This is a genomic window from Streptomyces sp. NPDC086080 (assembly GCF_044540255.1).
In the GTDB taxonomy this organism is placed as follows: domain Bacteria; phylum Actinomycetota; class Actinomycetes; order Streptomycetales; family Streptomycetaceae; genus Streptomyces.
Map to the genome: position 1 here is coordinate 90045 of NZ_JBITRU010000023.1, position 24237 is coordinate 114281.

General features: G+C 71.6%; 20 protein-coding genes. 15 read left to right on the forward strand and 5 right to left on the reverse strand.

Annotated features, from left to right (window positions below; all coding sequences use genetic code 11):
* Positions 1-129: 129 nt before the first annotated feature.
* Positions 130-534 carry an SseB family protein gene (locus ACIF9R_RS25120; RefSeq protein WP_399984178.1) on the forward strand — a complete coding sequence of 135 codons (405 nt, stop codon included), beginning with the start codon at positions 130-132 and terminating at the stop codon, positions 532-534.
* Positions 535-980: 446 nt separating this feature from the next.
* Here the strand turns inward: ACIF9R_RS25120 and ACIF9R_RS25125 are convergent, their stop codons facing one another.
* Genes ACIF9R_RS25125 through ACIF9R_RS25140 form a run of 4 tightly spaced genes read right to left on the reverse strand, consistent with a single transcriptional unit; the run spans position 981 to position 5171 of the window.
* Positions 981-2012, reverse strand: coding sequence for a LacI family DNA-binding transcriptional regulator (locus ACIF9R_RS25125; protein ID WP_399984180.1), 1032 nt, complete (start codon positions 2010-2012; stop codon positions 981-983).
* The gene (locus ACIF9R_RS25130) at positions 2009-2917 is read right to left on the reverse strand and encodes a carbohydrate ABC transporter permease (protein ID WP_399984182.1); all 909 of its coding nucleotides are present in this window, start codon (positions 2915-2917) and stop codon (positions 2009-2011) included. The genes ACIF9R_RS25125 and ACIF9R_RS25130 overlap by 4 nt, the downstream gene beginning before the upstream one ends.
* Positions 2914-3852: a carbohydrate ABC transporter permease gene (locus ACIF9R_RS25135; RefSeq protein WP_399984184.1), complete on the reverse strand. Its 939-nt coding sequence runs from the start codon at positions 3850-3852 to the stop codon at positions 2914-2916. The genes ACIF9R_RS25130 and ACIF9R_RS25135 overlap by 4 nt, the downstream gene beginning before the upstream one ends.
* The gene (locus ACIF9R_RS25140) at positions 3849-5171 is read right to left on the reverse strand and encodes an ABC transporter substrate-binding protein (RefSeq protein WP_399984187.1); all 1323 of its coding nucleotides are present in this window, start codon (positions 5169-5171) and stop codon (positions 3849-3851) included. The genes ACIF9R_RS25135 and ACIF9R_RS25140 overlap by 4 nt, the downstream gene beginning before the upstream one ends.
* A 185-nt stretch (positions 5172-5356) precedes the next feature.
* Here ACIF9R_RS25140 and ACIF9R_RS25145 point away from each other — a divergent pair, with 185 nt between their 5' ends.
* From ACIF9R_RS25145 to ACIF9R_RS25190, 10 genes are all read left to right on the forward strand, one after another.
* Positions 5357-7378, forward strand: a complete 2022-nt coding sequence (locus tag ACIF9R_RS25145; RefSeq protein ID WP_399984190.1) for a beta-galactosidase — start codon at positions 5357-5359, stop codon at positions 7376-7378.
* Between the two features lie 111 nt (positions 7379-7489).
* The gene (locus tag ACIF9R_RS25150; protein ID WP_399984193.1) at positions 7490-9049 is read left to right on the forward strand and encodes an arabinogalactan endo-beta-1,4-galactanase; all 1560 of its coding nucleotides are present in this window, start codon (positions 7490-7492) and stop codon (positions 9047-9049) included.
* Between the two features lie 396 nt (positions 9050-9445).
* Positions 9446-9697 carry a helix-turn-helix domain-containing protein gene (locus ACIF9R_RS25155; protein ID WP_399984196.1) on the forward strand — a complete coding sequence of 84 codons (252 nt, stop codon included), beginning with the start codon at positions 9446-9448 and terminating at the stop codon, positions 9695-9697.
* A gap of 74 nt (positions 9698-9771) precedes the next feature.
* Complete coding sequence (locus ACIF9R_RS25160) at positions 9772-10215, forward strand: CrcB family protein (RefSeq protein WP_399984199.1); 444 nt, start codon at positions 9772-9774, stop codon at positions 10213-10215.
* Entirely contained in the window at positions 10212-10559 is a 348-nt protein-coding gene (locus tag ACIF9R_RS25165; RefSeq protein ID WP_399984202.1) for a DUF190 domain-containing protein, read from the forward strand. Before ACIF9R_RS25160 ends, ACIF9R_RS25165 begins: the two co-directional genes overlap by 4 nt.
* Complete coding sequence (gene crcB, locus ACIF9R_RS25170; RefSeq protein ID WP_399984205.1) at positions 10556-10942, forward strand: fluoride efflux transporter CrcB; 387 nt, start codon at positions 10556-10558, stop codon at positions 10940-10942. The genes ACIF9R_RS25165 and crcB overlap by 4 nt, the downstream gene beginning before the upstream one ends.
* Positions 10943-11232: 290 nt before the next feature.
* A complete protein-coding gene (locus ACIF9R_RS25175) occupies positions 11233-12033 on the forward strand; it encodes a BTAD domain-containing putative transcriptional regulator (protein ID WP_399984208.1) in 801 nt (266 codons plus the stop codon).
* Positions 12034-12144: 111 nt separating this feature from the next.
* Complete coding sequence (locus tag ACIF9R_RS25180; RefSeq protein ID WP_399984210.1) at positions 12145-12918, forward strand: thioesterase II family protein; 774 nt, start codon at positions 12145-12147, stop codon at positions 12916-12918.
* 152 nt (positions 12919-13070) lie between these two features.
* The gene (locus ACIF9R_RS25185; RefSeq protein WP_399984213.1) at positions 13071-13484 is read left to right on the forward strand and encodes a DUF4260 family protein; all 414 of its coding nucleotides are present in this window, start codon (positions 13071-13073) and stop codon (positions 13482-13484) included.
* A gap of 200 nt (positions 13485-13684) precedes the next feature.
* A complete protein-coding gene (locus ACIF9R_RS25190) occupies positions 13685-14938 on the forward strand; it encodes a cytochrome P450 (protein ID WP_399984216.1) in 1254 nt (417 codons plus the stop codon).
* 209 nt (positions 14939-15147) lie between these two features.
* Here the strand turns inward: ACIF9R_RS25190 and ACIF9R_RS25195 are convergent, their stop codons facing one another.
* Positions 15148-16431, reverse strand: coding sequence for an FAD-dependent oxidoreductase (locus ACIF9R_RS25195; protein ID WP_399984218.1), 1284 nt, complete (start codon positions 16429-16431; stop codon positions 15148-15150).
* A gap of 176 nt (positions 16432-16607) precedes the next feature.
* Between ACIF9R_RS25195 and ACIF9R_RS25200 the strand changes: the two genes are divergently transcribed.
* From ACIF9R_RS25200 to ACIF9R_RS25215, 4 genes are all read left to right on the forward strand, one after another.
* Positions 16608-18542, forward strand: a complete 1935-nt coding sequence (locus tag ACIF9R_RS25200) for an HAD-IIIC family phosphatase (protein ID WP_399984221.1) — start codon at positions 16608-16610, stop codon at positions 18540-18542.
* Between the two features lie 244 nt (positions 18543-18786).
* Complete coding sequence (locus ACIF9R_RS25205; protein WP_399984224.1) at positions 18787-20595, forward strand: fatty acyl-AMP ligase; 1809 nt, start codon at positions 18787-18789, stop codon at positions 20593-20595.
* A gap of 1 nt (position 20596) precedes the next feature.
* Positions 20597-22396: an acyl-CoA dehydrogenase family protein gene (locus tag ACIF9R_RS25210; protein ID WP_399984227.1), complete on the forward strand. Its 1800-nt coding sequence runs from the start codon at positions 20597-20599 to the stop codon at positions 22394-22396.
* Entirely contained in the window at positions 22393-24180 is a 1788-nt protein-coding gene (locus ACIF9R_RS25215; protein ID WP_399984230.1) for an acyl-CoA dehydrogenase, read from the forward strand. Before ACIF9R_RS25210 ends, ACIF9R_RS25215 begins: the two co-directional genes overlap by 4 nt.
* Positions 24181-24237 lie beyond the last annotated feature (57 nt).

Below are 24237 nucleotides of genomic sequence, written 5' to 3' on the forward strand. Positions count from 1 at the left end.
CGCAGGCGGGGGACCGCTCGTGATGCGCAGGGTTGCGCGATATGCGACCGGGTACGCGTGCAGCACTGTGCCCGGGGCGAATCCTGGTCCCGGGTGGGCCGTACGACCGCCGCTACCAGGGAATCTGCCATGGAAACTCCTGCGCACGAGAACAACGCCCCCACGCCCGCCCAGCGGGCCCTGGACACCCTGTCCGACAACACCGAGGACACGGCGGCGCTGGACGCTCTCGCCAACAGCGACGTACTGATCCCGGTTCCCGACGACGCGGGTGACGAGGAGGCCGCCGACCCGGGCGCCGTGGCACTGCCGGTGCTGGAGCAGCCGGGCGGCGACCAGGTGGTGCCCGTGTTCACGTCCGAGCTGGAGATGGCCGGGCTGCTGCCCTTCGTCTCCCGCTACCGCCTGGTCCCGCTCGGCGCGCTCGCCGCCCAGTGGCCGGCCGACGACCTGTCGCTGACCATCGACGGCAGCTCCGAGCACCGCCTCACGCTCACCTCGGAGGGGGTGCGCACCCTGCTCGCCCGCCCGTGATCCGTCCCGGGCGGCGCCGGGCCGCCGGCGCGCGGGGGCCGGCGTGGCACGCCGCGCCGCCACCGGGCGGCCGGCGGCCCGAGCCCGGTCCTCGGGCGTGCGTGCCCGAGGACCGGGCGCCGGCCCTCCCAGCGGAGCCACGCCCGGCCGCCGGGTCCTTCTGGGCCGCTCAACCCGTCACGCACGGCACCGGACCGCGCGCCGACGGCCCCCGTTGGTGGCTGCTGCTCGTCCCGTCCGGCGGGCACATGGGGCCCGACGTCGCCGGCCGGGCGCTCGCGTCGCCCGGGGCCGATGTGCGGGTGGCGGACGCCGACGCACCCGACCGCGCCGAACCCGCCGCGCGGCTGCGTGCGGCGGAGCCGACGGTACCGGGACGCACCGGTGCGCCGCGGACCGGACCGGCGGGCGCGCCTGTCACCACCGGGCCGGGACCGCCGACGGCGTCATGTCGAGTCGCGCTTCACCAGCTCCGTCGGCAGGATCACCGCCGCCGGGTCCTCGCCGCCGATCTGCGCCAGCAGCACCCGCACCATCTCCGTGCTGATGCGGTCCCACGGCTGGCGGATCGTGGTGAGCTCGGGACTCGCGGCGACCGCGGCGGGGGAGTCGTCGAACCCGCCGACCGCGACGTCCTCCGGCACCCGGCGCCCCGCCCGCTGCAGCGCGGTGAGCACCCCCTGGGCCATCAGGTCCGACGCGACGAACACGGCGTCCACGTCCGGGGCCCGCGCCAGCAGCCGCTCGGCACCCGCCTCACCGCTGGCCCTGCTGTAGTCCCCGGAGACGACGAGCCGCTCGTCGGCCTCCACCCCCGCCTCCGCCAGCATCTCCCGGTACCCGGCGAGGCGCTCCACACCACCCGGGGTGTCGAGCGGACCGGTCACCACGCCGATCCTGCGCCGCCCGAGTGCCAGCAGATGCCGCACCATGTCACGCGCGCCGTCCCGGTCGTCGGCGGCCACATAGCTCACCTTCGAGCCCAGTCCGATCGGCTTCCCGCACGCGACCAGCGGCACACCGGCCGCGCGGAGCTCCTCCGCCACCGGGTCCCCGGAGTGGCTGGACACCAGCAGCACCCCGTCCACGTGCCCGGCGGTGATGTACCGCGTGATGCGCCGCCGTTCGTCGTCCGTACCGGCCAGCATCAACAGCAGCGGAACGTCGTGCGCGGCCAGCGCCTGGGTGCAACCGCGCAGCAGGACGTTGAAGTTGGGATCCTCGAAGAATCTCTCCTGGGGCTCGGTGAGCAGAAAGCCCACCGAGTCCGACCGGCCGGTGATCAACGACCGGGCGTGCCGGTTGACGACGTAGCCCGTCCTGCGTATCGCGGCGTTGACCGCCTCGGCCGCGGTGGGGCTGACGTAGTGGCCGCCGTTCAGCACCCGCGAGACGGTGCCGCGCGAGACACCGGCCTCGCGCGCCACGTCGTGGATCGTCGGCGGCTTGCGCCTGCCCCCCGTGTTGCCCATGGTCATGACTTTACGGCCCCGGACAGCAGATCCAGACTCCAGAACCGCTGGATCACCAGGAAGAGCGCGACCAGGGGGAAGACCGCCAGGAACGCACCCGTGATCACCAGGGTGTACAACGCGGGAGTGCTGGCGCCCTGTTCGAGCAGCGTGTACAGGCCGAGCGTGATCGGGAACTTCTCGTCGTCGCTGAGCATGATGAACGGCAGCAGGAAGTTGTTCCAGATCGCCACGAACTGGAACAGGAACACCGTCACCAGACCGGGCACCATCATCGGCAGCGCCACTCTTGTGAAGATGCGCCACTCGCCCGCGCCGTCCATCCGCCCCGCCTCCACCACGTCCGCCGGCACCGCGGCCGCGGCGTAGATCCGCGCGAGGTAGACGCCGTACGGGGAGAGGATCTGGGGGAGCAACACGGACAGGTAGGAGTCCGTGAGATCCGCCTGTGCCAGCAGCAGGTACTGCGGGACGGCGAGGATCACCGGCGGCATCAGCACACCCGCGAGCAGGATGTTGAACAGCGTCTCGCGGCCGCGGAAGCGGTAGGTCGCCAGCGCGTAGCCGCTGAACGCCGACACACAGGTCGACAGCAGCGCGCCCAGACCGGCGTACAGGGCGGAGTTGCCCATCCACCGCCAGTAGACGCCGTCGCGGTAGGCGCCGAGGTCGGAGACGTTCCCGGCGAAGCCGGTGCCCGGCCAGAAGGTGAAGGTCGAGAACAGTTCCGCGCCGGACTTGGTGGACGCGATGACCACCCAGGCGACCGGCAGCAGACAGTACAGCGCACCGAGCAGCAGTGTCACCGTAGGGATCAGCGCGGTCCGGCGGCGGCGGCGCGCCGTGCCCGGAGGCGTGCTGGGAGGGCCGCCGGCCGCGGACTCGGTCCGGGGGAGGGCGAGGGAGCTCATCGGACTGCTCCTTGACTGTCGTCCTGCTTGTTCCGTCGGTTCGCCGCCCGCAGGAAACCGAAGGACAGCACCAGGGTGGCCAGCGCGATCACGGTCGCCTGCGCGGCGGCCGCGTGGATGTCGCCCTTCACGAAAGCGTCCTGGTACACCTTCATCAGCGGACTCCACGTGGAGGCGACGGAGTTGGTGAGCGGTTTGAGGGTGGTTGGTTCGTTGAACACCTGGAGCGTCGCGATGATCGAGAAGAAGAAGGTCAGCACCAGGGAGGGTGCCACCATCGGTATCTTGATCCGCAGCGCGATCTGCAGCGGTGTGGCACCGTCCAGCCTGGCCGCCTCGTACACCTCGGCGGGGATGGCCCGCAGCGCGGTGTAGATGACGATCATGTTGAAACCGGTGCCGCCCCAGACCGCGATGTTCGACAGCGCCAGATACAGCGGCCCGCCGTCCAGCAGATCCGGCTGCGGCAGACCCAGCTTGTCGAGCACGAAGTAGAAGGGGCTCACGTCCGGCAGGTAGAGGAAGCCCCACAGCAGGGCCGCGATCACGCCCGGCACGGCGTACGGCAGGAAGATCGCGAGCCGGGTGAAGGGGGTGAGCCGGACCCGCTCGGAGTCCAGCATCAGCGCGAACATCAGGGCCAGGCCCAGCATCACCGGCACCACGATGGAGCCGTAACCGAGCACGCGCAGCGCGCCGTTCAGCAGCTCGCTGTCGGACAGGGCGCCGGTGTAGTTCTCCACGCCGGCCCAGACCTCCGCACGGGCGCCGGCCCCCAGCCCGAGGCCGGACACCTCCACCTTTCGGAAACTCAGCCAGACGGCATAACCGATGGGCAGCGCGAAGAACAGCAGGAACAGGACGATCGCGGGGACGAGGAACGCGTACGGGGCCCTGTCGACCCCGTACGCTCTCCCGCGGGCAGGGGACTTCACTCCGCGACTCCGAAGCCCTGCTTCTTCAGGTCGGCGACCGTGTCCGCCTGCATCGTGTCCAGGGCGGCGGTGAAGTCCGACCGGTTCTTCGCGGCGGCACCGAAGGCGTCCCTGAACGTCGTGTACGCGACGTTGACGTTCGGCCCCCAGGCGGACGGCGCGGTGGTCTCCGCGATCTCGGCGGCCTTCTCGTAGAAGTCGGGCTGGTTGGAGAAGAACTCCGGCGGGCTGGTGAAGGCGCCGCTGGTCTGCGCCGCGGTGGAGGCCGGGTAGATGCCGCTCTCCTTCGCCAGCGCGTTGAGCGCCTCGCCGTCGGTGTTCAGCCAGGCGGCGAACTTCGCGGCGGCGTCCTTGTTCCTGGAGTCCGTGGTCACGGCGGTGGAGGAGCCGCCCCAGCTGCCGGTGCTGTTCTCACCCGCGTTCCACTGGGGAAGCGGGGCCATCGCCCACTTGCCCTTGGTGTCCGGCGCGGCCGTGGTCATCGTGCCCGGCGCCCACACGGCGCTCACCCACGCGATCTGCTTGCCGGTGTTGAGCGCCTTGTTCCAGGCCGGGGTGTACATCGGCTGGTTGTCGATGGCGCCCTCCTTCACCAGGCCGCCCCAGAACTCGGCGACCTTCTTCGTCGCCGCGTCGTTGATGCCGACCTTCCACTGGTCGCCGGAGGTGGTCCACCACCGGGCGCCGGCCTGCTGGGCGAGGCCCGCGAACAGTCCGGAGTCGTTGGCGGAGAAGGTGGTCAGGTCCTTGTCGGGGGCCGCCTTCTTCAGCTTGCGCGCGGTCTCGGCGAACTCGTCCCAGGTGGCCGGGACGCTGAGGCCGTACTTCTTGAACAGATCCTCGCGGTAGTAGAACATCATCGGCCCGATGTCCTGCGGGACGGCGTAGACGGCGTCCGTGCCGAGCGTGGTCTGCTGCCAGACGCCCTCGGCGAACTTGCTCTTCGCATCGCCCACCGCGTCACCGATGTCGGCGAGCGCGTCATTGCTGACCAGCGTGGGCAGCGCCTGGTACTCGGCCTGCACCAGGTCGGGCGCCTTGCCGGCCTTGTGCGCGGTGAGGATCTTGGTGACCAGGGTGTCGCCGGACGCCTGCTTCTTCACCGTGACGGTGATCTGCTCCTTCTTGCCCGGCCCCTTGTTCCACAGGTCCACGACCTTGTCCATGCCCGGGGCCCAGGTCCAGTAGGTCAGTGAGACCGGGCCCGACCGGGCCGCGCCGTCGTCGTCGGACGACGAGCCGCAGGCGGTGAGCGCGGTGGCGCCGAGCGCGACGGCGACGGCGGAACTCACGAGGCGACGGTGCTTCGTGTACGGCATGGAACTCTCCCCTGACCCGGGGCCTGCGCCCGATGCGCAGGCCGTCGTGCTTCTGTGAGCGTTCACAGTAGAGAAACACTTCGGACACTTGTCAATGGTTGTAACTGTGCGGTTATGTTGGCTTCAGAGCGCCGAGAACGTATGTGCACGTTCTCAGAGACACCCAACACATCGGGAGAGAATCCATGCCGGAGACCACCCCCAGGGGCCTCACCGGGCTTGCCTTCGGTGGGGACTACAACCCCGAGCAGTGGCCGGAGCACGTCTGGGACGAGGATGTGCGGCTGATGCGGGAGACCGGTGTCACCATGGTGAGCGTCGGGATCTTCTCCTGGGCCCTGCTGGAGCCCTCGCCCGGCGTGTACGACTTCGGCTGGCTCGACCGCAACCTGGATCTGTTGCACGAGGGCGGCATCCGCGTCGACCTCGGCACGCCCACCGTGGTGCCGCCCGCCTGGTTCTACCGGGCCCACCCCGACGCGCTGCCCGTCACCGCGGACGGCGTGCGCCTGGCGTTCGGCTCCCGCGGCGCCATCTGCCACAGCAACGCCGGCTACCGTGCCGCCGCCGCGAACATCACCACGAGGCTCGCCGAACGCTACGCGGACCACCCCGCGCTCGCGATGTGGCACGTCCACAACGAGTACGGCGTCCCCGTCTCCGCCTGCTACTGCGACTCCTGCGCCGACCGCTTCCGCCACTGGCTGGCGACGGTGTACGGCACCGTCGAGGCCGTCAACGAGGCCTGGGGCACCGCCTTCTGGGGCCAGCGCTACGCCTCGTTCGAGGAGATCGACCCGCCCCGCGCGACCCCCACCGTCGGCAACCCCGCCCAGGCGCTGGACTACCGGCGGTTCGCCGACGCCACCATGCGCGAGAACTTCACCGCCGAACGGGACATCCTGCACCGTCTCGCACCGGGCGTCCCGGTGACCACCAACTTCATGACCGCCCTCAGCCAGTGCGACTCCGTCGACTACTGGGCCTGGGGCCGTGCGGTGGACCTCGTCACCAACGACCACTATCTGATCACCGACGGCCGCCGCACCCACGTCAACCTCGCCATGGCCGCCGACCTCACCCGGTCCGTCGGCGGCGGCGCCCCCTGGCTGCTGCTGGAACACTCCACCTCGGGTGTCAACTGGCAGCCCCGCAACCCCGCGAAGGCACCCGGCCAGATGGCCCGCAACTCCCTCGCCCACATGGCCCGCGGCTCCGACGGCGCCATGTTCTTCCAGTGGCGCCAGTCCCGGCGCGGCGCCGAGAAGTTCCACTCCGCGATGCTGCCGCACGGCGGCACCGAAACCCGCGTCTTCCGCGAGGTGACCGAACTCGGCGCGGCCGTCGACTCGTTGGCGCCGATTCGCGGCACCCGCACCGAGGCCGACGTCGCCGTGCTGTGGGACTGGCAGTCCTGGTGGGCGCAGAACCTCGACTGGCGCCCCAGCGAGGACCACGACGCCCGCGAACGCGCCGACGCCTACTACGAGGCCCTCTACGACCACCACCTCACCGTCGACTTCGCCCACCCCGAAGCCGAGCTGTCGGGATATCCCCTGGTCGTCGTCCCGGCTCTCTACCTGATGACGAAGGCGGCGGGGAACAACCTCAGGGACTACGTCGAAGGCGGCGGCACCCTCGTCGTGTCGTACTTCTCCGGCATCGTCGACGAGCACGACGCCGTGCACGAAGGCCCCTACCCGGGTGCCCTGCGCGACGTCCTCGGCCTGACCGTCGAGGAGTTCTCCCCCCTGCTGCGGGGCGACCGGGTCCGTCTGACCGGCCCCGGCGGCGCGGAACTCGACGCCGACGTCTGGACGGAGTTCGTGGTGCCGCGCGGCGCCGAGACCGTGTGGATGTACGCCGACGGTCTCACCGCCGGCCTGCCCGCCGTCACCCGGCACCGCCTCGGCGAGGGCACCGCCTGGTACGTCTCCACCCGGCTGGGCGCCGAGGGCCTCGCCGCGCTGCTCGGCCGGGCCGCAGGGGACGCCGGGATCGAGCCGCGCGCCGATCTGCCCCGCGATGTCGAAGTGGTGCGCCGTGCGGGCGAGTCGGGCACCTTCCTCTTCGCGATCAACCACACCGCCGCCGACGCCAAGGTGCCGCTGGACGCGCCCGGCACCGAGCTGCTGACCGGTGAACGCGCCGCGGGCCGTCTCCCGGTCCCGGCCGGAGCCGTCCGGGTCGTACGACTCGACGGCTGAGCCGCGACTCCCCTCCGTCCGCGTGAGCACACCGGCCGCAGGCGGAGGGGGCCCTCACCCTCCCGGGTGCGGGGCACCCCTTTTCCCCCGTCGAAGGGACGACGAACACCCATGTTCCATCCCAGACGCACACTGCGCGCCCTGCTGCCGCCGCTCGTGGCCGGGCTCGCCCTCACGACCCTGCCCGCCCCGACCGCGACGGCCGCCGCCGCCCTCACCAACGGCGGCTTCGAGAGCGACGGTTCCGGTACCGCCACCCCGACCGGCTGGTCCGAGTACGGCGACACGGCCGCCTCGTACACCGAGTCCGGCGGTCGCAGCGGCAGCCTCCGCCTCTCCCACTGGTCCTCCTCCGCCTACCGGGTGGAGACGTACCAGTACCTGTCGGGCCTGGCCAACGGCGACTACAAACTCACCGCCTGGGTCCGCTCGGGCGGCGGCCAGAACGCGGCGTACATCGCGTTGAAGAACTGCGGGGGCGCCGAACAGCGCACCGATCTGCCGGTGTCCGCCTCGGGCTGGATACGGATCGTCGTGCCGGTCCGGGTGACGGCCAGCCAGTGCACGATCAGCGTCCACAGCGACGCCCGCGCCGGCAACTGGATCAACGTCGACGACCTCACCTTCGCCCCGGGCACGTCGGGCCTGTCCGTCAAGGGCGCCGACATCTCCTCCCTGCCCAAGAGCGAGGCCAGGGGCGGCGTCTACCGGACCGCGTCCGGATCGGCCGGCGACCCGGTCGCGATCCTGAGGTCCGCCGGCATGGACTACGCCCGCCTCAAAGTCTGGGTGAACCCGGCCGACGGCTACAACAACAAGCCCCGTGTCCTGGCCATGGCCAAGCGGATCAAGGCACAGGGCATGAAGCTGCTGGTCGACTTCCACTACTCCGACACGTGGGCCGACCCGGGCAAGCAGTACAAGCCCGCCGCCTGGGCAGGACACGGCTACGGGCAGCTGAAGAAGGACGTCTACGACCACACGTACGACGTGCTCAGCGCCCTCAGGGCCCAGGGCACGACGGCCGACATGGTGCAGGTGGGCAACGAGATCAACGGCGGGATGCTGTGGAACGAGGGCTCCACGGCCAACTGGGCGCAGCTCGCCGGACTGCTCAACTCCGGCTACGACGCGGTCAAGGCGGTCAGCCCGTCCACGGTCGCCGCCCTGCACCTCGCCGAGGGCGGCGACCTCGACGGCACCCGCTGGTGGTTCGACAACGCGGTCTCCCACGGCGTGAAGTTCGACGCCATCGGGCTGTCGTACTACGGCTACTGGCACGGCACGCTGCACGACTTCCAGACGACCCTGGACGACGCGGCCACCCGCTACAAGAAGCCCGTCTTCCTCGCCGAGACGGCCTACCCGTTCCGCCTCGACAGCGACGACGGCCTCGAGAACATCATCGACCTCGACGGTGAACTCGTCCCCGGCTACCCGGCGTCCACCACCGGCCAGACCCGCTGGATGAACGACGTGGCGAGCATCGTGGAGGCCGTCCCGAACGGACGCGGCCTCGGTGTCTTCTACTGGGAGGCCACCTGGACCGCCCGTGACGGCAACGGCTGGGACCCGGCCGACCCGTCCTCCGGCAACGGCTGGGAGAACCAGGCCCTGTTCGGCTACGACGATCGCGCACTGCCCGGGACGGCCTGGTTCCGCCACAGGTGACGTCCCCGTCGCCGGCCCCGCCCCGTGGCGGGGCCGGCGCGGTGCGGTCGCGTCCCGCGAGGTGGTGTAGGCGATCACGCGCTTCGCCCTCCGGTACCCGGCTCGCGGTGATCTCCACGTCGGCGCGGCGCGCGAAGCGGCCCGGTCAGGCGCCGGGAGTGCCCCAGCCGGTCGACGTACCCGGCGTGACCTGCGAGTCCGGTCCGTTGATCGGCTACACCACCCGGCGGGACGCCATCCGCGGTGCCGGGTCCCGGCCGGCCCCCGTGCCGAACGGCCCTGCCCGTGAGGGACGTCGGGTCCCGGACAAGGTACCGGCAGTCCGGGACAGGAGGGCCCCGGTCACGCGAAGGTGGTAGGGCGCCGGAGGGGAAGCCCGGCGCGGAGGTGTACGAGATGCTGAGGAATCCCGTCGACGGGACACGGCTGCGCATCCTGACGTGGCTGAGCGAACCCGCCGTGGCGGAGCGCGGTCTCACCGCGGACGACGTCGCCACGCAGCTCGGCGTGCCCCGCCCGGTCGCCCTGACCCACCTCCGGCTGCTCACGGCGCTGGGTCTGCTGCGCACCTGTGCCGACCGCCGGTACGTGCGGCGCGACGAGGTGCGGATCGCCGAGGTGGCACACCTGTTCGAGAAGGGTTGGTAGCGCCCGGTTCCGGAGTGCCCCGTCGCGCACCCGGCCGCTACGCTGTTTCCCGAGCGAGTGGGAGACGTACGACGGTGACAGCCCCGGAAACCGAAGGCATGCGGGCCCGCCCGGCCTTCCGCGTCCAGGTCCCCGTCGTCGCCGTGGTCGCGCTCGGTGGGGGAGTGGGGGCGGCGGCCCGGTACGCGGCCTCCCTGTGGTGGCCGACCCCGGCGCACGGCCTTCCCTGGACGATCCTCGGGGTCAATGTCGCCGGCTGCGCCGTCATCGGCGTGTTCATGGTGATCATCACCGAGGTCCGCACCGCCCACCCCCTCGCCCGTCCGTTCTTCGGCACCGGTGTCCTCGGAGGTTTCACCACCTTCTCGACGTACGCCGACGGCGTCCGCGACCTGTTCGACGGAGGCGGGACGGGTACCGGTCTCGTGTATCTCGCGGTGACCCCGCTCGCGGCGCTCGCCGCCGTGTGGACGGCCGCCTCGGCGACCCGCCGCGTTCTGATGAGGAGGCAGCCATGACACGGCTGACCGGAACCGTCCTTCGCCTGACCGTGTACGTCGGCGAGAACGACACCTGGCACCACCGGCCCCTCTCCTCGGAGATCGTCCACCGGGCCCACGCGGCCGGACTCGCGGGCGCGAGTGTCTTCCGCGGTGTCGAGGGCTTCGGCACATCCTCCGTCGTCCACACCTCCCGGCTGCTGTCCCTGAGCGAGGACCTCCCGGTGGCGGTCGTCGTGGTCGACAACGAGGAACGCGTACGGGCCTTCCTGCCGGAACTCGACGGGCTGGTCGGCGAGGGTCTGGTACTCCTCGACCGCTGCGAGGTCCACCGCCCCGTGCGCCGCGAGGAGCCGCGGTGAACTGGCTGTACGTGGTGCTGGGCGCCATGATCGGTGCCCCCCTGCGTTATCTCACCGACCGCGCGGTGCAGTCCCGGCACGACTCGGTGTTCCCCTGGGGGACCTTCACGGTCAACGTCACCGGCAGTCTGGTGCTCGGCCTGCTCACCGGCGCCGCGGCAGCCGGCGCGGCCGACTCCCGCCTCCAGCTCCTCCTCGGCACCGGCCTGTGCGGAGCCCTGACCACCTACTCCACCTTCTCCTACGAGACCCTCCGGCTGGCCGAGACCGGTGCCCGTGGCTACGCCGCCGTGAACGTGGTGGCGAGCGTGACGGCCGGCCTGGGCGCGGCCTTCGCGGGCGCGGCCCTGGCCGAAGCGGTCTGGGGCCACCCCGCGCCCTGACGGCCACACCGGCCACACCGGCCACACCGCCACCACCCCGTCCCCGAACGAAAGACGCCTCGGACAAGCCGCGCCCCGCGCGGTGCCTCGGCGAGAGATTGGACTCGCGAGAAATCAGCCGGTGGTCGGGCTGAAGCGCGGCTAAAGGGCGGGTTGTGGCCCGGCCCAACGGCACGGCGTGAAAATTTCATATCCCGGGGCAGCGAATTTCCCGGCCGAAATCATGATCGCCTAAGTGTCGTCGCGGGCGGCAACGTGCCAGTGTTCCGGCAGGCGGAAGGAGCAGTGGCATGGAGATCGGCGTTCTCGGGCCGCTCGTGGTACGCATCGACGGCACCTCCGTGGTGCCGAGCGCGGCCAAGCCGCGTCAGATGCTTGCGCTGTTGGCGGTCAATGCGGGCTGGGACGTGAATGTGACGACCCTGACCGAGGAGCTGTGGGACGCGAGCCCTCCCACCGGGCCCGCGGGCGTGGTGCAGACCTATGTCAAGCAGCTCCGCCGGGCCATCGCCCTCGCCCTGGGACCGGAGCGCGAGTGCACCGCGAAAGAGGTGCTGAGCCGCGGCTACACCGGGTACGCGCTGAATCTGCCCGCGCCCGTCATGGAGGCCGACGTCTTCCAGCAGCTGACCGGCCGGGGGTTGCGCGCTCTGGCGGGCGGTGACGACGAGACCGCTTCGAAGCTGCTGGGGCAGGCGCTCGCCATGTGGCGCGGGCCGGTGCTCGCCGACGTACGCATCGGACCCGCGCTGCGCATGGAGGCCCTGCGGCTGGAGGAGACACGGCGCTCCGCACTGGAGGGGCGGATCACCGCAGACCTGCGGCTCGGCAGGCATGCCGAGGTGATCGGCGAACTCCTCGCGCTCACTGAGCAGTTCCCGTTGCAGGAGAGCCTGCACGCCCTGCTGATGCTGGCGCTCTACCGGTGTGGACGCTCGTGGCAGGCGCTCGAAATTTTTCGTAAACTACGCGCGTCGACTGTCGAAGAGCTGGGAATAGAGCCCTCCTTGCGCGTCCAGCAGCTGCACCGGGCGATCCTGGCAGCCGATCCCCAACTGGACGTCACCGTACCGAGTTTGGCGGCTTTTTAGCGGTCCCGCGCACTGTGGGGGCCGCGCCGGTCGGCCGACGCCCGGGTACACCGACGTACCACGGAGCCGGCCGGACCGCTCATCCCCTGGACAGAACCGAGACGGAGCACCATGACGCGATACCTGTCCTGGAAGCGCCCGGACCACGAACCGGGCCACGCGACACGGCTGTTCTGCTTTCCGTACGCGGGGGGCGGAGCCTCGGCGTACCGGCGGTGGCAGCGCGGCCTCGACGCCCTTGACGCCGGAGTACGGGTGATGCCCGTACAACTGCCCGGCCGCGAGGGGCGGATCAACGAACCCAGGTTCACCGATCTGGACGCACTCATCGACGACCTGGACGCCCAGCTCGACGACGAGCTGGGCGAGCCCCACATCCTCTACGGGCACAGCATGGGGGCGCTCATCGCGTACTCGCTCGCCCGGCGGCGGCAGCAGCGCGGCGCGGCCCTGCCCCGGGCGCTCGTGCTGAGCGCCTACCGCGCCCCGCACCTGCCGGCCCCGCCGATCGCCGACCCGGACGCCGCGGACGAGGAACTCGTCGCCGCCCTGGTGGAACTCGGCGGCATCCCGCAGGCGCTGCTCGACCACCCGGAGTTCCTCTCCGTGCTGCTTCCGGTGGCCCGCGACGACCTCCGGCTGTGCATCGGCAGCGTCGCCGCGCACACCGAGCCGCTGCAGGTACCGCTGCACGTGTTCGCGGGACGCGGGGACCGGCTGGTCACCGTGCCCGAGATGCTCTCCTGGCGGCGGCACGCGGGGCGCGGATGCGAAGTGCGCACGATGTCCGGCGGGCACTTCTTCGTCAAGTCGGACGAGGACACCTTCCTGCGTGAACTGGCCTCCCTGACACGCCGGTATGCCACCGAGCGGGTCGCCGTCTGAGGACCGGCGCCGGGGCCGGGCGTGACAATCTCATGTTTCGGCTCTTCCCGGGTCATGCCGGGCCCTGCCGGCATCCCCGCAGCGGCGTCGGCCGCTCCCGGCGGGTGCCGCCCCGAACTGTGCGCGGATCCAGCGCGAGAGGAGCACGTCCCGTGACACACGACGCCGCGGAGGGCGCCGTCCGGAGCTCGGCCTCACGGCCGGCCCGGGTCGCCTGGGGGCTGCTGTCCGCCCTCCTGCTGATCTGGGTCGTGTTCGAGGCGGTGAAGTACGGCGGATGGACGATCGCCGCGGCGGCCGCCGGTGTCGTCGCACCCGACCTGTCGTTCCTCGTCGGCGCCTCCGGCCTGCACGGGCACGGCCAACTGCCCCGGAAGACCGTTCCGGTCTACAACCTCGTACACCGGCCCGCCGTGGCCCTCGCCGTCATGCTCACCTGCCTGGTGCCCCACTCCCGGGAGGTCGCCGTCCCCCTGTTCACCTTCGGCCTGGCCTGGATGCTGCACATCGCCTCCGACCGGGCCCTCGGGTTCGGCCTGCGCACCGCTGACGGCTGGCAGCGCTGACCCACGGCGACGACGCACGACGGCGGCCCACCGTCCCCCGGAGGGGACGTGGGCCGTTCCGCGTCCGCGGCGCTTTGGCCCCGCGCAAGCCCTTGCTGCGAGGCTCGTCCGGGTCCCCCGACAGCGCCTCTCGCCGCGCGTCGGACACCCGGACCGCCGCCTACAAGTACCCGCTGAGCACCGGTTGCCGGAGGAAACGCATGGAAACGACGGACACAACGGATACGACGGAGACGACGCACGACGGGCCGGAGGCCGGCCGACCCATACTGGACTACCCGTTCCACCGCCCTTCCGCCGTCGAAGTGCCCCCCGTCTACGAAGAGTTGAGGGCCAAGTGCCCCGTCGCCCACGTTCGGCTGCCCAGCGGCGACGAGGGCTACGTGGTGACCCGCTACGACGACGTGCGCACCGTTCTCGCGGACGCCAGGTTCAGCCGGGCCGCCACCATCGCCCCCGGCGCGCCGCAGCTCACCGCCACACCCCCCGTTCCGGGCAGCCTGTTCACCACGGACGCGCCCGAGCACACCCGGCTGCGCAGGCTCGTCTCCCGCGTGTTCACCGCCCGCCGCGTGCAGAACATGCGTCCCCGGATCCAGGAGTTGACCGACGGTCTGCTGGACGCCATGGAGCAGTCCGACGGGCCGGTCGACCTCAACACGGCCCTTGCCTTCCCCCTGCCGGTGATGGTGATCTGCGAGCTGCTCGGTGTGCCCTTCGAGGACCGCGACCGGTTCCGCGAGTGGTCGGACGCCTTCGTCTCGCTGACCGCGCACACCCCGGAGGAGACCGCCGCCCAGCGCCAGCAGATGATCGAGTACCTGGCGGCACTGGTCAAGCGCAAGCGGGAGGAGCCGACGGACGACCTGATGGGGGCGCTCGTCGCCGCCCACGACGAGGAGGGCAGCCTCAACGAGTACGAGCTGATCGTCATGGCGGCGACCATCCTCGTCGCCGGCCACGAGACCACCGTCAGCATGATCGGCAAGATGGTCCTGACCCTGCTGCGCCATCCGGAGCACATGGCCACGCTGCGCGAGCACCCCGAGATGATCGACCACGCCATCGAGGAACTGCTGCGCGTCAACCCGATCGGCGACGGAGGCCCGCTGCGGATCACCCTGGAGGACGTCGAGGTCGGCGGCACCGTCATCCCTGAGGGCAGCGCCGTCCTGGCCGCGGTCTGCTCCGCCAATCAGGACCCCGCGCGCTTCGCCGGTGCGTCGGCGGACGAGTTCGATCCCACCCGGCCCGACGCCGTCAACCACCTCGCGTTCGGCCACGGCCCGCACTTCTGCCTGGGCGCCGCGCTGGCCAGGGCGGAGCTGCAGATCGTCATCTCCTCGCTGCTCGACCGCTTCCCGGGCCTGCGGCTCGCGGAGGAGGTCGGCGCCCTGGAACTGACGACCGGGATGATGGTGCACGGCCTGACCCGGCTGCCCGTCACCTGGTGACGGACCCCGCAGAGCGCCGCCCGGCCGTCCTTAGGTGACGGCCGGGCGGCGGCACGACGGGCCCGTCCGGGACGGCCCCGCCCCGGCCCGGCCGGCGGCCGGAAAGGGCCCCACCCCGGCGGGGCGGCCGGCCCCCGGGGGCGGGCACGAAGAAGACCACGGCCCGTACGCTTCGTGCGGGCCGTGGCCGTGCGCGGTGCGCCCGGCCCTCAGCGGTCTCCGGGCAGACCGGTCACACCCCGTGTGGCGGACGACTGCGCCTCCACGGCGTGCGGCCCGGGCTTCTGCAACTGGAAGTACGCGCCTCCCAGCACTTTCTCCTTCAGCTTCTGGCTCTGATCGACCACCCGGTACAGCGAGCGGCGGAAGACACCGCCCGCGCCGTGCAGGGCGAACAGCCGCTCCTGCCGCAGCTGCAGACCGCGCGACTTGTCGACGGACGCCTCCCGCGACCGCTGGAACGCCTGGCTCGCCCGCAGCAGCGCGGCCTCGCTCCCGCCCTGGTCGAACGCGTCACGAACCAGCGGGGCCAGCGTCACCGCGTCGATGATCGCGTGATTGACGCCCTGTCCGAGGATCGGAGTCAGCGTGTGCGCGGCGTCGCCGATCAGGACCAGGCCCGGCATGGACCAGCGGGGCACCAGTGCGGTGAAGATGTCCAGCAGTGTGGTGTCGGACCAGGAGCGGATCTCGCTGCGCACCGACCCGGACAGCTCGGGAGCGAGCCGGTCCAGCCGCTCGTACAGCGCGGGCAGGCCCTGGGCGCGCAGTTCCTTCAGTCCGCCCTTGGGGATGTTGAAACCGACGCGCACACTGTCCGGGCGTGTCGGGATGAACAGCCCGTGCTGATCGCCGTTGATCCGGATGCGATACGTACGGTCGTCCCACTCGGGCGGGAACGGCAGCTTCAGCCACACCACGTCACGGTCCAGCGGCAGCTTCGTGTAGGACAGGCCCGACATCTCGCGGACCTTGCTGAACCGGCTGTCCGCACCCACCGTGAGGGCCGCCCGCACCGTGATCTCGCCCTCCGGGGTGCGCGCCGTCACCCCCTTGACCGGACCGCTGTCACCCCCGGCACGCACCAGGCGGTTCACCGTCGCCCGGCGCACCAGGGTGAAGTGGTCCGAGTACTTCTCCTGACCGAGCGAGGCCAGGGCCGACAGCAGAGCGGGCTGGGGCATCTCCACTGGATACGGGTGAGGGTACGGGAAGCGCCGGAAGTCGGCGCGCAGCACCGTGCGGCCGGAGTCGACGATCTCCATGCGGTGCATCTGCTGGTAGGCGCCCTCGAGCCGGTCGAGCACGCCCAGCCGGTCGAGCAGCCACACCGAGTCCGGGGAGACGGACTCGCCCCGGAACGACCGGTCGAAGTGGCCGCTCTGCTCCAGGACCACGACGGACACCGAACGCTTCGCGAGTTCCACGGCCAGCGTGAGCCCCGCCGGGCCTCCCCCGACCACGCATACCTCTGCGGTCAGCTCAGTTGTCATCGTCACTGCTGCCTTTCGGACGAGGTCATGGTCCGCCGATGGTCCGCACCTTGCCTAAAGCACCTCTTGCGGGGCACCGCGTGCCACCGGGGACGGGCCGGGCGCAAGCCCGTCTTTAGGGCCGGGGCCGAAGCTCCGGACAGCCCGCCCGCTCCGGCAGAGAGGCGAACAGAACCGTGAGCACAGCAGTGAAGACGTCCGGCCCGGGGCACACGGCGCCCGCCGGCCCCCTGGACCGGCTGCGCGCCCTGCACGGCGAGAAGAGGCTCGCCGACGAGTACCCGTCGGTGTCCGGACTCCTCGCTGAACTCGCCCAGTCCGACGATGCGTTCAGCCTGCTCGCGCGCGCGGGCCGACTGCTCGCCAAGGTCGCCCCCGAGGACGTCGTACAGCGGCATCCCACCGTGGTGCCCGCCACCGTCGCCGTCACCGGACACGGCACACTCGACGGGCTGACGGCACCGCTCACCGCCGAACTGGCCCGCCACGGCATCCCGTCGCGGGTCAGGACCGGCGACCACGACTCCTGGCAGCGCGATCTGCGGGACACCGGCAGCGACGTCTACGCACCCGGCACCGAACTCGCTCTGTGCCTCCTCGACGCCCAGATCGTCTTCGACGAACTGCCCCTGCCCTGGGGCGCGGAGGACGTCGGCAAGGCCGCCGCCGCCAAACTCGGGCTCCTCGACCGGCTGGCCGCCCACTACGACGAGCACGGCACCGGCACCCTGGTGTTCAACACCCTGCCGCTGCTGCGTACCCACACCCATCAACTGGTCGACCATCGCTCCCGAACCGAACTGTCGGCTCTCTGGCGAGAGTTCAACGCCGGGCTGCTGCGGCTCGCCGCCGCGCACCCGCGGCTGCACATCGTCGACCTGGAGCCGCTGGTCGCCGAGGGCGGACCGGTCCGCGACCCCCGGCTCGCCGCCTACGCCAAGGCGCACCTCGGCGAGGAGGTACTCGCCCGGTACGCGCGCGAGGCCGCCCACCTGCTGCGGACGCTGCGCGGCAGGGCCAGGAAGCTGCTCGTCCTGGACCTCGACAACACCCTCTGGGACGGCATCCTCGGCGACGACGGACCCGACGGCATCGCCGCCGCCACCACCTACCGCGGTGAGGCCTTCGGCCGGTTCCAGCGGGTGGTCAAGCAGATCGGCGGCCAGGGCGTGCTGCTCGCGGTGTGCAGCAAGAACGACCGCGAGCCGGTGCTGGACGTGCTCCGCGACCACCCGGACATGACCCTGCGCGAGGCCGACTTCGTCCGGGTCAGCGCCGACTGGGAACCCAAGGACGGCAACATCCGCGACATCGCCGCCCGGCTCAACCTCGGTACCGACAGCTTCGTCTTCGCCGACGACTCGCCCTTCGAACGCGGCCTGGTCGCCTCCTCGCTCCCCGAGATCGCCGTGATCGGGCTCGACGAGGAACCTGCGCTGCACATCGACCGGCTGCTCGCCGACGGCTGGTTCGACGTACGGGAACTGACGACCGAGGACCGGGGCCGCGCCGTGCAGTACCGCCAGGAGGCGGAGCGGCAGGACCTCCAGGAGACCACCGGCTCGATGGAGGAGTACCTGCGCGCCCTCGGCGTGAAGGTCGAGATCGCCCCGGTACGCGACCACGAAGTGGCCCGGGTCGCCCAGATCACCCTGCGCACCAACCAGTTCAACCTCACCACCCGCCGGCTCCAGCCGTCCGACGTCCGTGAGCGACTCGACTCGCCGGGCCACCTGGTGCTGGCCGTGCGCTCCCGCGACCGCTTCGGCGACAACGGGGTCGTCGGCGCCCTCTTCGCACACCGGCAGGACGAGGCCCTGCGCATCGACAACATGCTGCTCAGCTGCCGGGTCTTCGCCCGCGGCATCGAGCAGGCCACGATGGCCGCGCTGCTGGAGCACGCCGTGGACTCGGGTGCGGCCGAGGTACGCGCGAGCTACCGGCCCACCGCCAAGAACCACAAGGTGCGCGACTTCTATCCGTCGCTCGGCTTCGAGCGGGTCGCCGAATCGGCGGACGGCACGGTCGAGTTCCGGCACGCGCTCACCCGGCTGCCCGACGTGCCCGGGCACGTGGCCCTCGACGCGGGCTTCGGGAACGCCTCGAGATGACCGCGGCAGCCCTGGCAGCCCCGGCCCGCACCGGGCAGCCCCGTGCCGACCGCCCGCCGGTCACCGGGACGCCGTCCGCCGCGCGCCCGACCGGCCCCACGCCCGGCCGCGCGGGCCCCGTACCACCCCACCGTGTACCGGGAACGCACAAGCGTCTCCTTAGTGCCCCGGACGACGATCGTGATGTCAGAGCAACCCGTGCCGGCGCCACGCCAGCGGATCTCGGAGAGGTCAGGGAAAGACGTTGACGAACTTCCGAACCTTCACAGAACTGGTTCTGGAGCGCACCGAAGCCCGCAGCGCCGCGGATGCCTTCATCTTCCTGCCGGACGACGCCCAGGGCTCGGTGCCGCAGCACCTCACGTCCGCAGGGCTCCACCAGGAGGCGCGCCGGATCGCGTCCTGGCTCCAGGAACGCGGAGCCACGAACCGCCAGGTCCTCCTGCTGTACCCGTCGGGCCTGGACTTCATCAAGGCGTTCACCGCCTGCCTGTACGCCGGTGCCGTGGCCGTGCCCGGACCGCTGCCCGCCGAGCAGGGCCAGCACTTCGCCCGGGTCTCCGGCATCCTGCGCGACGCCGAGGCGTGCGCCGTGCTCACCGATTCGGCCAACGCCCCCCAGATCTCCGCCTGGCTGGCCGAGGCGGGCTTCACCGACGTGCCGTGCCTGGCCACGGACGATCCGGCGCAGGGTGACGCGGATGCCTGGCACGCGCCCTCCCTCACTCCGGACAGCCTGGCCTTTCTGCAGTACACCTCCGGCTCGACCAGCGAACCCAAGGGGGTCGCGGTCTCGCAGCGCAACCTGCTCGCCAACCAGGCGGCGATCCAGCGGTCGATGGGCACCGGCCCGGAGACCGTGTGCGGCGGCTGGCTGCCCTTCTACCACGACATGGGCCTGATCGGTCACATCCTCCACCCGCTCTACCTGGGCACCCCCGGCATCCTGATGGCCCCCTTCACCTTCCTCAAGCGCCCCTACAGCTGGCTGAAGATGATCGGCGACTACGGAATCACCAGCGGCGGCGGCCCCAACTTCGCGTACGACCTGTGCGTGCGCAGGGTCACCGACGCACAGCTGGAGACACTCGACCTGTCCACCTGGACAGGCGCCAACAACGGCGCCGAACCGGTCAGGGCCGAGACGATCCGTGCCTTCACCGAGCGCTTCGCACCGGCGGGATTCCGCCCCGAGACCATGTTCCCCTGCTACGGCATGGCCGAGACGACCCTGCTGGTCTCCGGCACCCCGCGCAACGCCGCCCCGCGCGTTCTCGACGTCGACGCCGAGGCCCTGGAGCGCGGCGAACTGGCCGATCCGGGCGAGGACGGCTCCACCCGCTCCCTCGTCAGCAGCGGGATCACGCGGGACTTCGACATCAGCATCGTCGACCCGGAGACCCACGTCGAGAAGTCCCAGGGGCACGTCGGCGAGATCTGGCTCAAGGGCGACAGCGTCGCCTCCGGCTACTGGAAGCGGCCGCAGACCAACAAGGAGATCTTCGACGCGGCGATCTCCGACGGCATGGGCGGCCACGACGGCGGCGGCTGGCTGCGCACCGGTGACATGGGTGTCCTGAAGGACGGCGAGCTCTACGTCACCGGCCGGCTCAAGGAGATGGTCATCCTGGCGGGCCGCAACCTCTATCCGCAGGACGTCGAACGCGCCGTCCAGCTGACGGACAAGGTGTTCCGCATCGGCGGGGGCGCCGTCTTCGCCGTCGACACCGACCGTGAACACCTGGTGGTCGTCCAGGAGATCCGGCCCGCCGAACTCTCCACCGACCTGCACACCCTCGCCTCCGGCCTCCAGAGGTTCATCAGCAAGGAGTTCAGCGTTCCGGCCGGCAACGTCCTGCTGGTCCGCCCCGGAACGATCTGCAAGACCACCAGCGGCAAGATCCAGCGGACCCTGATGCGCAAGCTGTTCCTCGAGGGCGGGATCGCCGCGCTGCACGAGGTCCTGGAGCCGGCCGTCCGCGAACTGATCGCATCCGCCGAGGCAGGCGACCCCGCCGACGCCGGCGCCCGGTCCCTGGAATCGGTGGTCTGACATGGAACACCCGCCCTACCGACTCGCAGAGGAACTCGACCGCTTCCTCGGAGACCCCGACGATCCCGGGGAGCTCTTCACCTACGCGCGCTGCATGGAACTCGACGACAACGAGGAGTTCCCCGCCGACATCGTCCGCCGCTTCCAGGAGTGGGGTCTGCCCGACCACTACGTACCGGTCGAGCACGGCGGCAGGCTGCGCGACTACGAGCAGGTGCTCCAGCTCGTCCGCACCGTCGCCCGCCGCGACATGACCTGCGCCATCGGCCACGCCAAGACCTACCTCGGCGGGGTGTGCGTATGGGTGGCGGGCTCCGCGGAGCAGGGGGCCGCGCTCGGCGCCGACATCATGGCCGGGGTCCCGGTCTCCCTCGGCCTCACCGAACGCGAGCACGGCAGCGACCTGCTGGCCACTGAGGTGCGCACCGACGAGAAGGCGCCCGACACCGCGGACCACTGGCTGGTCAGCGGCGAGAAGTGGCTGATCAACAACGCCACCCGGGGGTCGGTGCTGTCGCTGCTGACCCGCACGCATCCGGACGGGGGGCCGCGCGGCCTCAGCGTCCTCCTCGTGGACAAGCGCGAACTCGACGAGGGCACCTTCCGCCACCTCCCGAAGATCCGCACCCACGGCATCCGCGGCGCCGACATCTCCGGCATCGTCCTCGACGGCGCCCGGGTGCCGCGCAGCGCCCTCGTCGGTGCCGAGGGCGCCGGCCTGGAGATCGTGCTGAAGGCGCTCCAGATCACCCGCGCCATGATCGCGGCGCTGTCGCTCGGCGCCGGTGACCACGGGCTGCGGCTCGCGCTGGACTTCGCCGAGGAGCGCGAGCTGTACGGCCGACGGCTGATCGATCTTCCGCAGGCCCGGAAGGTGCTGGCCGGCGCCGCCGCCGACGTACTGATGCACGAGGCGGTCAGCCTGGTCGCCGCCCGCGCCGTACAGGCCCAGACGGCGGAACTCAGCGTCACCTCGGCCGTCACCAAGTACCTGCTGCCCACCTCCACCGACCAGGTCCTCGACGATCTGAAGGGGCTGCTCGGCGCCCGCGCCTTCCTCAAGGGCGTCTACGCCGACGGCCGGTTCCAGAAGCTCGAGCGCGACCACCGCCTCGTCGGGCTCTTCGACGGCAACACCCTGGTCAACCTCAACTCCCTGGTCAACCAGTTCCGTTCACTGGTCCGCGGCTTCGGGCGGGGCACCGGCGACACGGCGGGCAGCGACATCGCCTGCGACCTCGGCGCACCGCTGCCGCCTCTGGACCCCTCGAAGCTGTCGCTGGTCGCCCGGCAGGGCAGCGGAGTCATGGCGGGGCTCGCCGCCTCCGTCGACGAGATCGACAGGCGCGCGGCACTGAATCCCGCACTCGCCCCGGTGGCCGAGGCCGCGCAGCGGCTGCTCGCCGTCACCACCGCGGTGCACGCCGAGATGGAGGAGTACAGGAGCGTCCTCACCGAGGTCCCGCCCGCCGCCTTCGAGGTCGCGTGCCGCTACGCCCTGTGCTGGGCGGGGGCGGCCTGCCTGGGCCTGTGGGCGCACAGCAGCGACCACGTCCGCGACGACCCCGGCACCGGGGCGCTGTGGCGCGACGCCCTGTGGCTGCACACGGCTCTCGACCGGCTGCTGGTCCGCCTCGGCGAACCGGCGGCGGCCGGACAGGAGACGTACGAAGAACTGCTCGGCGCCCTGCGGGCGGCCCGCTCCTCGGGCCGGCTGTTCTCGCTGCTGCCGCAGCGGGGCCCGGAGCGGCAGCCCGCGACGCCCGAGGCGGCCGCCAAAGAGACGGAGAGGACGTCATGATCGGCACAGAGCCCCAGGGCGCGCACCCGGCGACCGCCGCCCTACGGGACGGCCAGGGGACGGCCGGCCAGGAGGCGCGGGCCGCGGCGCGCGTGGCCGAACTGGACCGACTGCTGGGCGACCCCACCGACGAGAGCAACGAACTGTCCTACACCCGGCTGCTCGAGGCGGACGAGGCCGGTGTGCTCTCCGAGGCCGGCGAGCACGCCCTCGACGAGTTCGGGCTCGGCGCCGAGTTCGTGCCGCCCGCCGAGGGCGGCCGCCTGGAGCGGCTCGACACCCTGATCCGCGTCATGCGGCAGGTGTTCCGCCGCGACGTCGCCCTCGGCCTCGGCTACGGCATGACCTCCTTCATGGCCGCCGTGAACGTCTGGGCCGCCGGGGACGCCGCGCAGCGTGAACGCGTCGCGCGGATCCTCACCCGCGGCGGCAGGATCTCGGTCGCCTACCACGAACTCGCGCACGGCAACGACTTCGTGCGCAACGAGTTCGAGGCCCGCCCCGCGCAGGGAGGCGGATATCTGCTGAACGGCTCCAAGCAGGTCATCAACAACGTCCACCGCGCGGACGCCTGGGTCCTGTTCAGCCGCACCGACCCCGCACCGGGCAGCCGCAGCCACTCCGTGCTCCTCGTCGAGCCCGAAGGGCTCGACACGGACACCTGGCGGGTACTGCCCCGTTACGACACCGTCGGCGTGCGAGGCTGCCGCCTGGCCGGACTCCGGTTCGACGACACACCCGTGCCCGCCTCGGCCCTCGTCGGCGAGAGAGGCAAGGGAGTCGAAACCGCGCTGCGCGCCTTCCAGGTCACCAGGGCCGCGCTGCCCGGCATGGCGGTCGGCACCACCGACACGGCCCTGCGGACCGTCGTGCGCTTCGCACTCGGCCGACGCCTCTACCGCAAGACCGTCATGGAGATCCCGCACGCCAGGGCCACCCTGTCCGGGGCCTTCACCGACCTGCTGACCTGCGACGCACTCTCCCTGGCCGCGACCCGGGCGGTGCACCTGCTCCCCGAGCAGACCAGCGTCTTCGCCGCCGCCACCAAGTACCTCGTCCCGCGGCTGCTCACCGACACCATGCACGAACTCTCCATCGTGCTCGGGGCCCGCTTCTACATCCGCGACGGCGAGCACGGCATCTTCCAGAAGCACCTCCGCGACCTGCCGGTGCTCAGCCTCGGCCACGCCGGCTCCGCGGCCTGCCAGGCCACGATCATCCCCCAGCTGTCCCGGCTCGCCCGGCGCTCCTGGTTCACCGACGAACCGGCACCCGGGGAACTCTTCCGGCCGCTCGGGGAGCTCCCGGACATCCCCTTCGACCGGCTCGGCCTGGCGAGCGGACGGGACGGGCTCAGCGCCACACTCGTCGCCGCCGTGGACCAACTGCCCGGCGCGGCACCCGAGGAGCGGGCCGTGCAGGGGCTCGCGCTGACGCTGGTGGACGAGCTGCGGCAGGTCCAGGAGGCGAGCCGCGCGCTCGCACCCCAGGACCGCACGGCGCTCGCCGGCCCCGCCGCCTTCGCCCTTGCCGACCGCTACGCCCACCTGCTCGCCGCCGCGTCGGCGATCGGTGTTTGGCAGCAGGCGGCCCGCGACGGAGGCGACACGTTCCTCGCCGACCCCGCCTGGCTCGCCGCCGCACTGCACCGGCTCGCCCGACGGCTCGGCCGCCGGCCCGCCGCGCTCCCCGCGTCCGTCGAAGCCCGGATGCACGAGGAGGTGCTGCGCAGGTTCCATGCGCGCAGCAGCTACGACCTGTACGACACCCCGCTCACCGGCTGACCGACACCAGCCGGTACCCGAGGACCCCGGCCCGGCCCACCACGGCCGGCGCGGCCC

Coding starts and splice junctions, on each gene's coding strand:
- ACIF9R_RS25120 (WP_399984178.1), top strand. CDS start 130: ATGGAAACTCCTGCGCACGAGAACAACGCCCCCACGCCCGCCCAGCGG.
- ACIF9R_RS25125 (WP_399984180.1), bottom strand. CDS start 2,012: ATGACCATGGGCAACACGGGGGGCAGGCGCAAGCCGCCGACGATCCAC.
- ACIF9R_RS25130 (WP_399984182.1), bottom strand. CDS start 2,917: ATGAGCTCCCTCGCCCTCCCCCGGACCGAGTCCGCGGCCGGCGGCCCT.
- ACIF9R_RS25140 (WP_399984187.1), bottom strand. CDS start 5,171: ATGCCGTACACGAAGCACCGTCGCCTCGTGAGTTCCGCCGTCGCCGTC.
- ACIF9R_RS25145 (WP_399984190.1), top strand. CDS start 5,357: ATGCCGGAGACCACCCCCAGGGGCCTCACCGGGCTTGCCTTCGGTGGG.
- ACIF9R_RS25150 (WP_399984193.1), top strand. CDS start 7,490: ATGTTCCATCCCAGACGCACACTGCGCGCCCTGCTGCCGCCGCTCGTG.
- ACIF9R_RS25155 (WP_399984196.1), top strand. CDS start 9,446: ATGCTGAGGAATCCCGTCGACGGGACACGGCTGCGCATCCTGACGTGG.
- ACIF9R_RS25165 (WP_399984202.1), top strand. CDS start 10,212: ATGACACGGCTGACCGGAACCGTCCTTCGCCTGACCGTGTACGTCGGC.
- ACIF9R_RS25175 (WP_399984208.1), top strand. CDS start 11,233: ATGGAGATCGGCGTTCTCGGGCCGCTCGTGGTACGCATCGACGGCACC.
- ACIF9R_RS25180 (WP_399984210.1), top strand. CDS start 12,145: ATGACGCGATACCTGTCCTGGAAGCGCCCGGACCACGAACCGGGCCAC.
- ACIF9R_RS25190 (WP_399984216.1), top strand. CDS start 13,685: ATGGAAACGACGGACACAACGGATACGACGGAGACGACGCACGACGGG.
- ACIF9R_RS25195 (WP_399984218.1), bottom strand. CDS start 16,431: ATGACAACTGAGCTGACCGCAGAGGTATGCGTGGTCGGGGGAGGCCCG.
- ACIF9R_RS25210 (WP_399984227.1), top strand. CDS start 20,597: ATGGAACACCCGCCCTACCGACTCGCAGAGGAACTCGACCGCTTCCTC.
- ACIF9R_RS25215 (WP_399984230.1), top strand. CDS start 22,393: ATGATCGGCACAGAGCCCCAGGGCGCGCACCCGGCGACCGCCGCCCTA.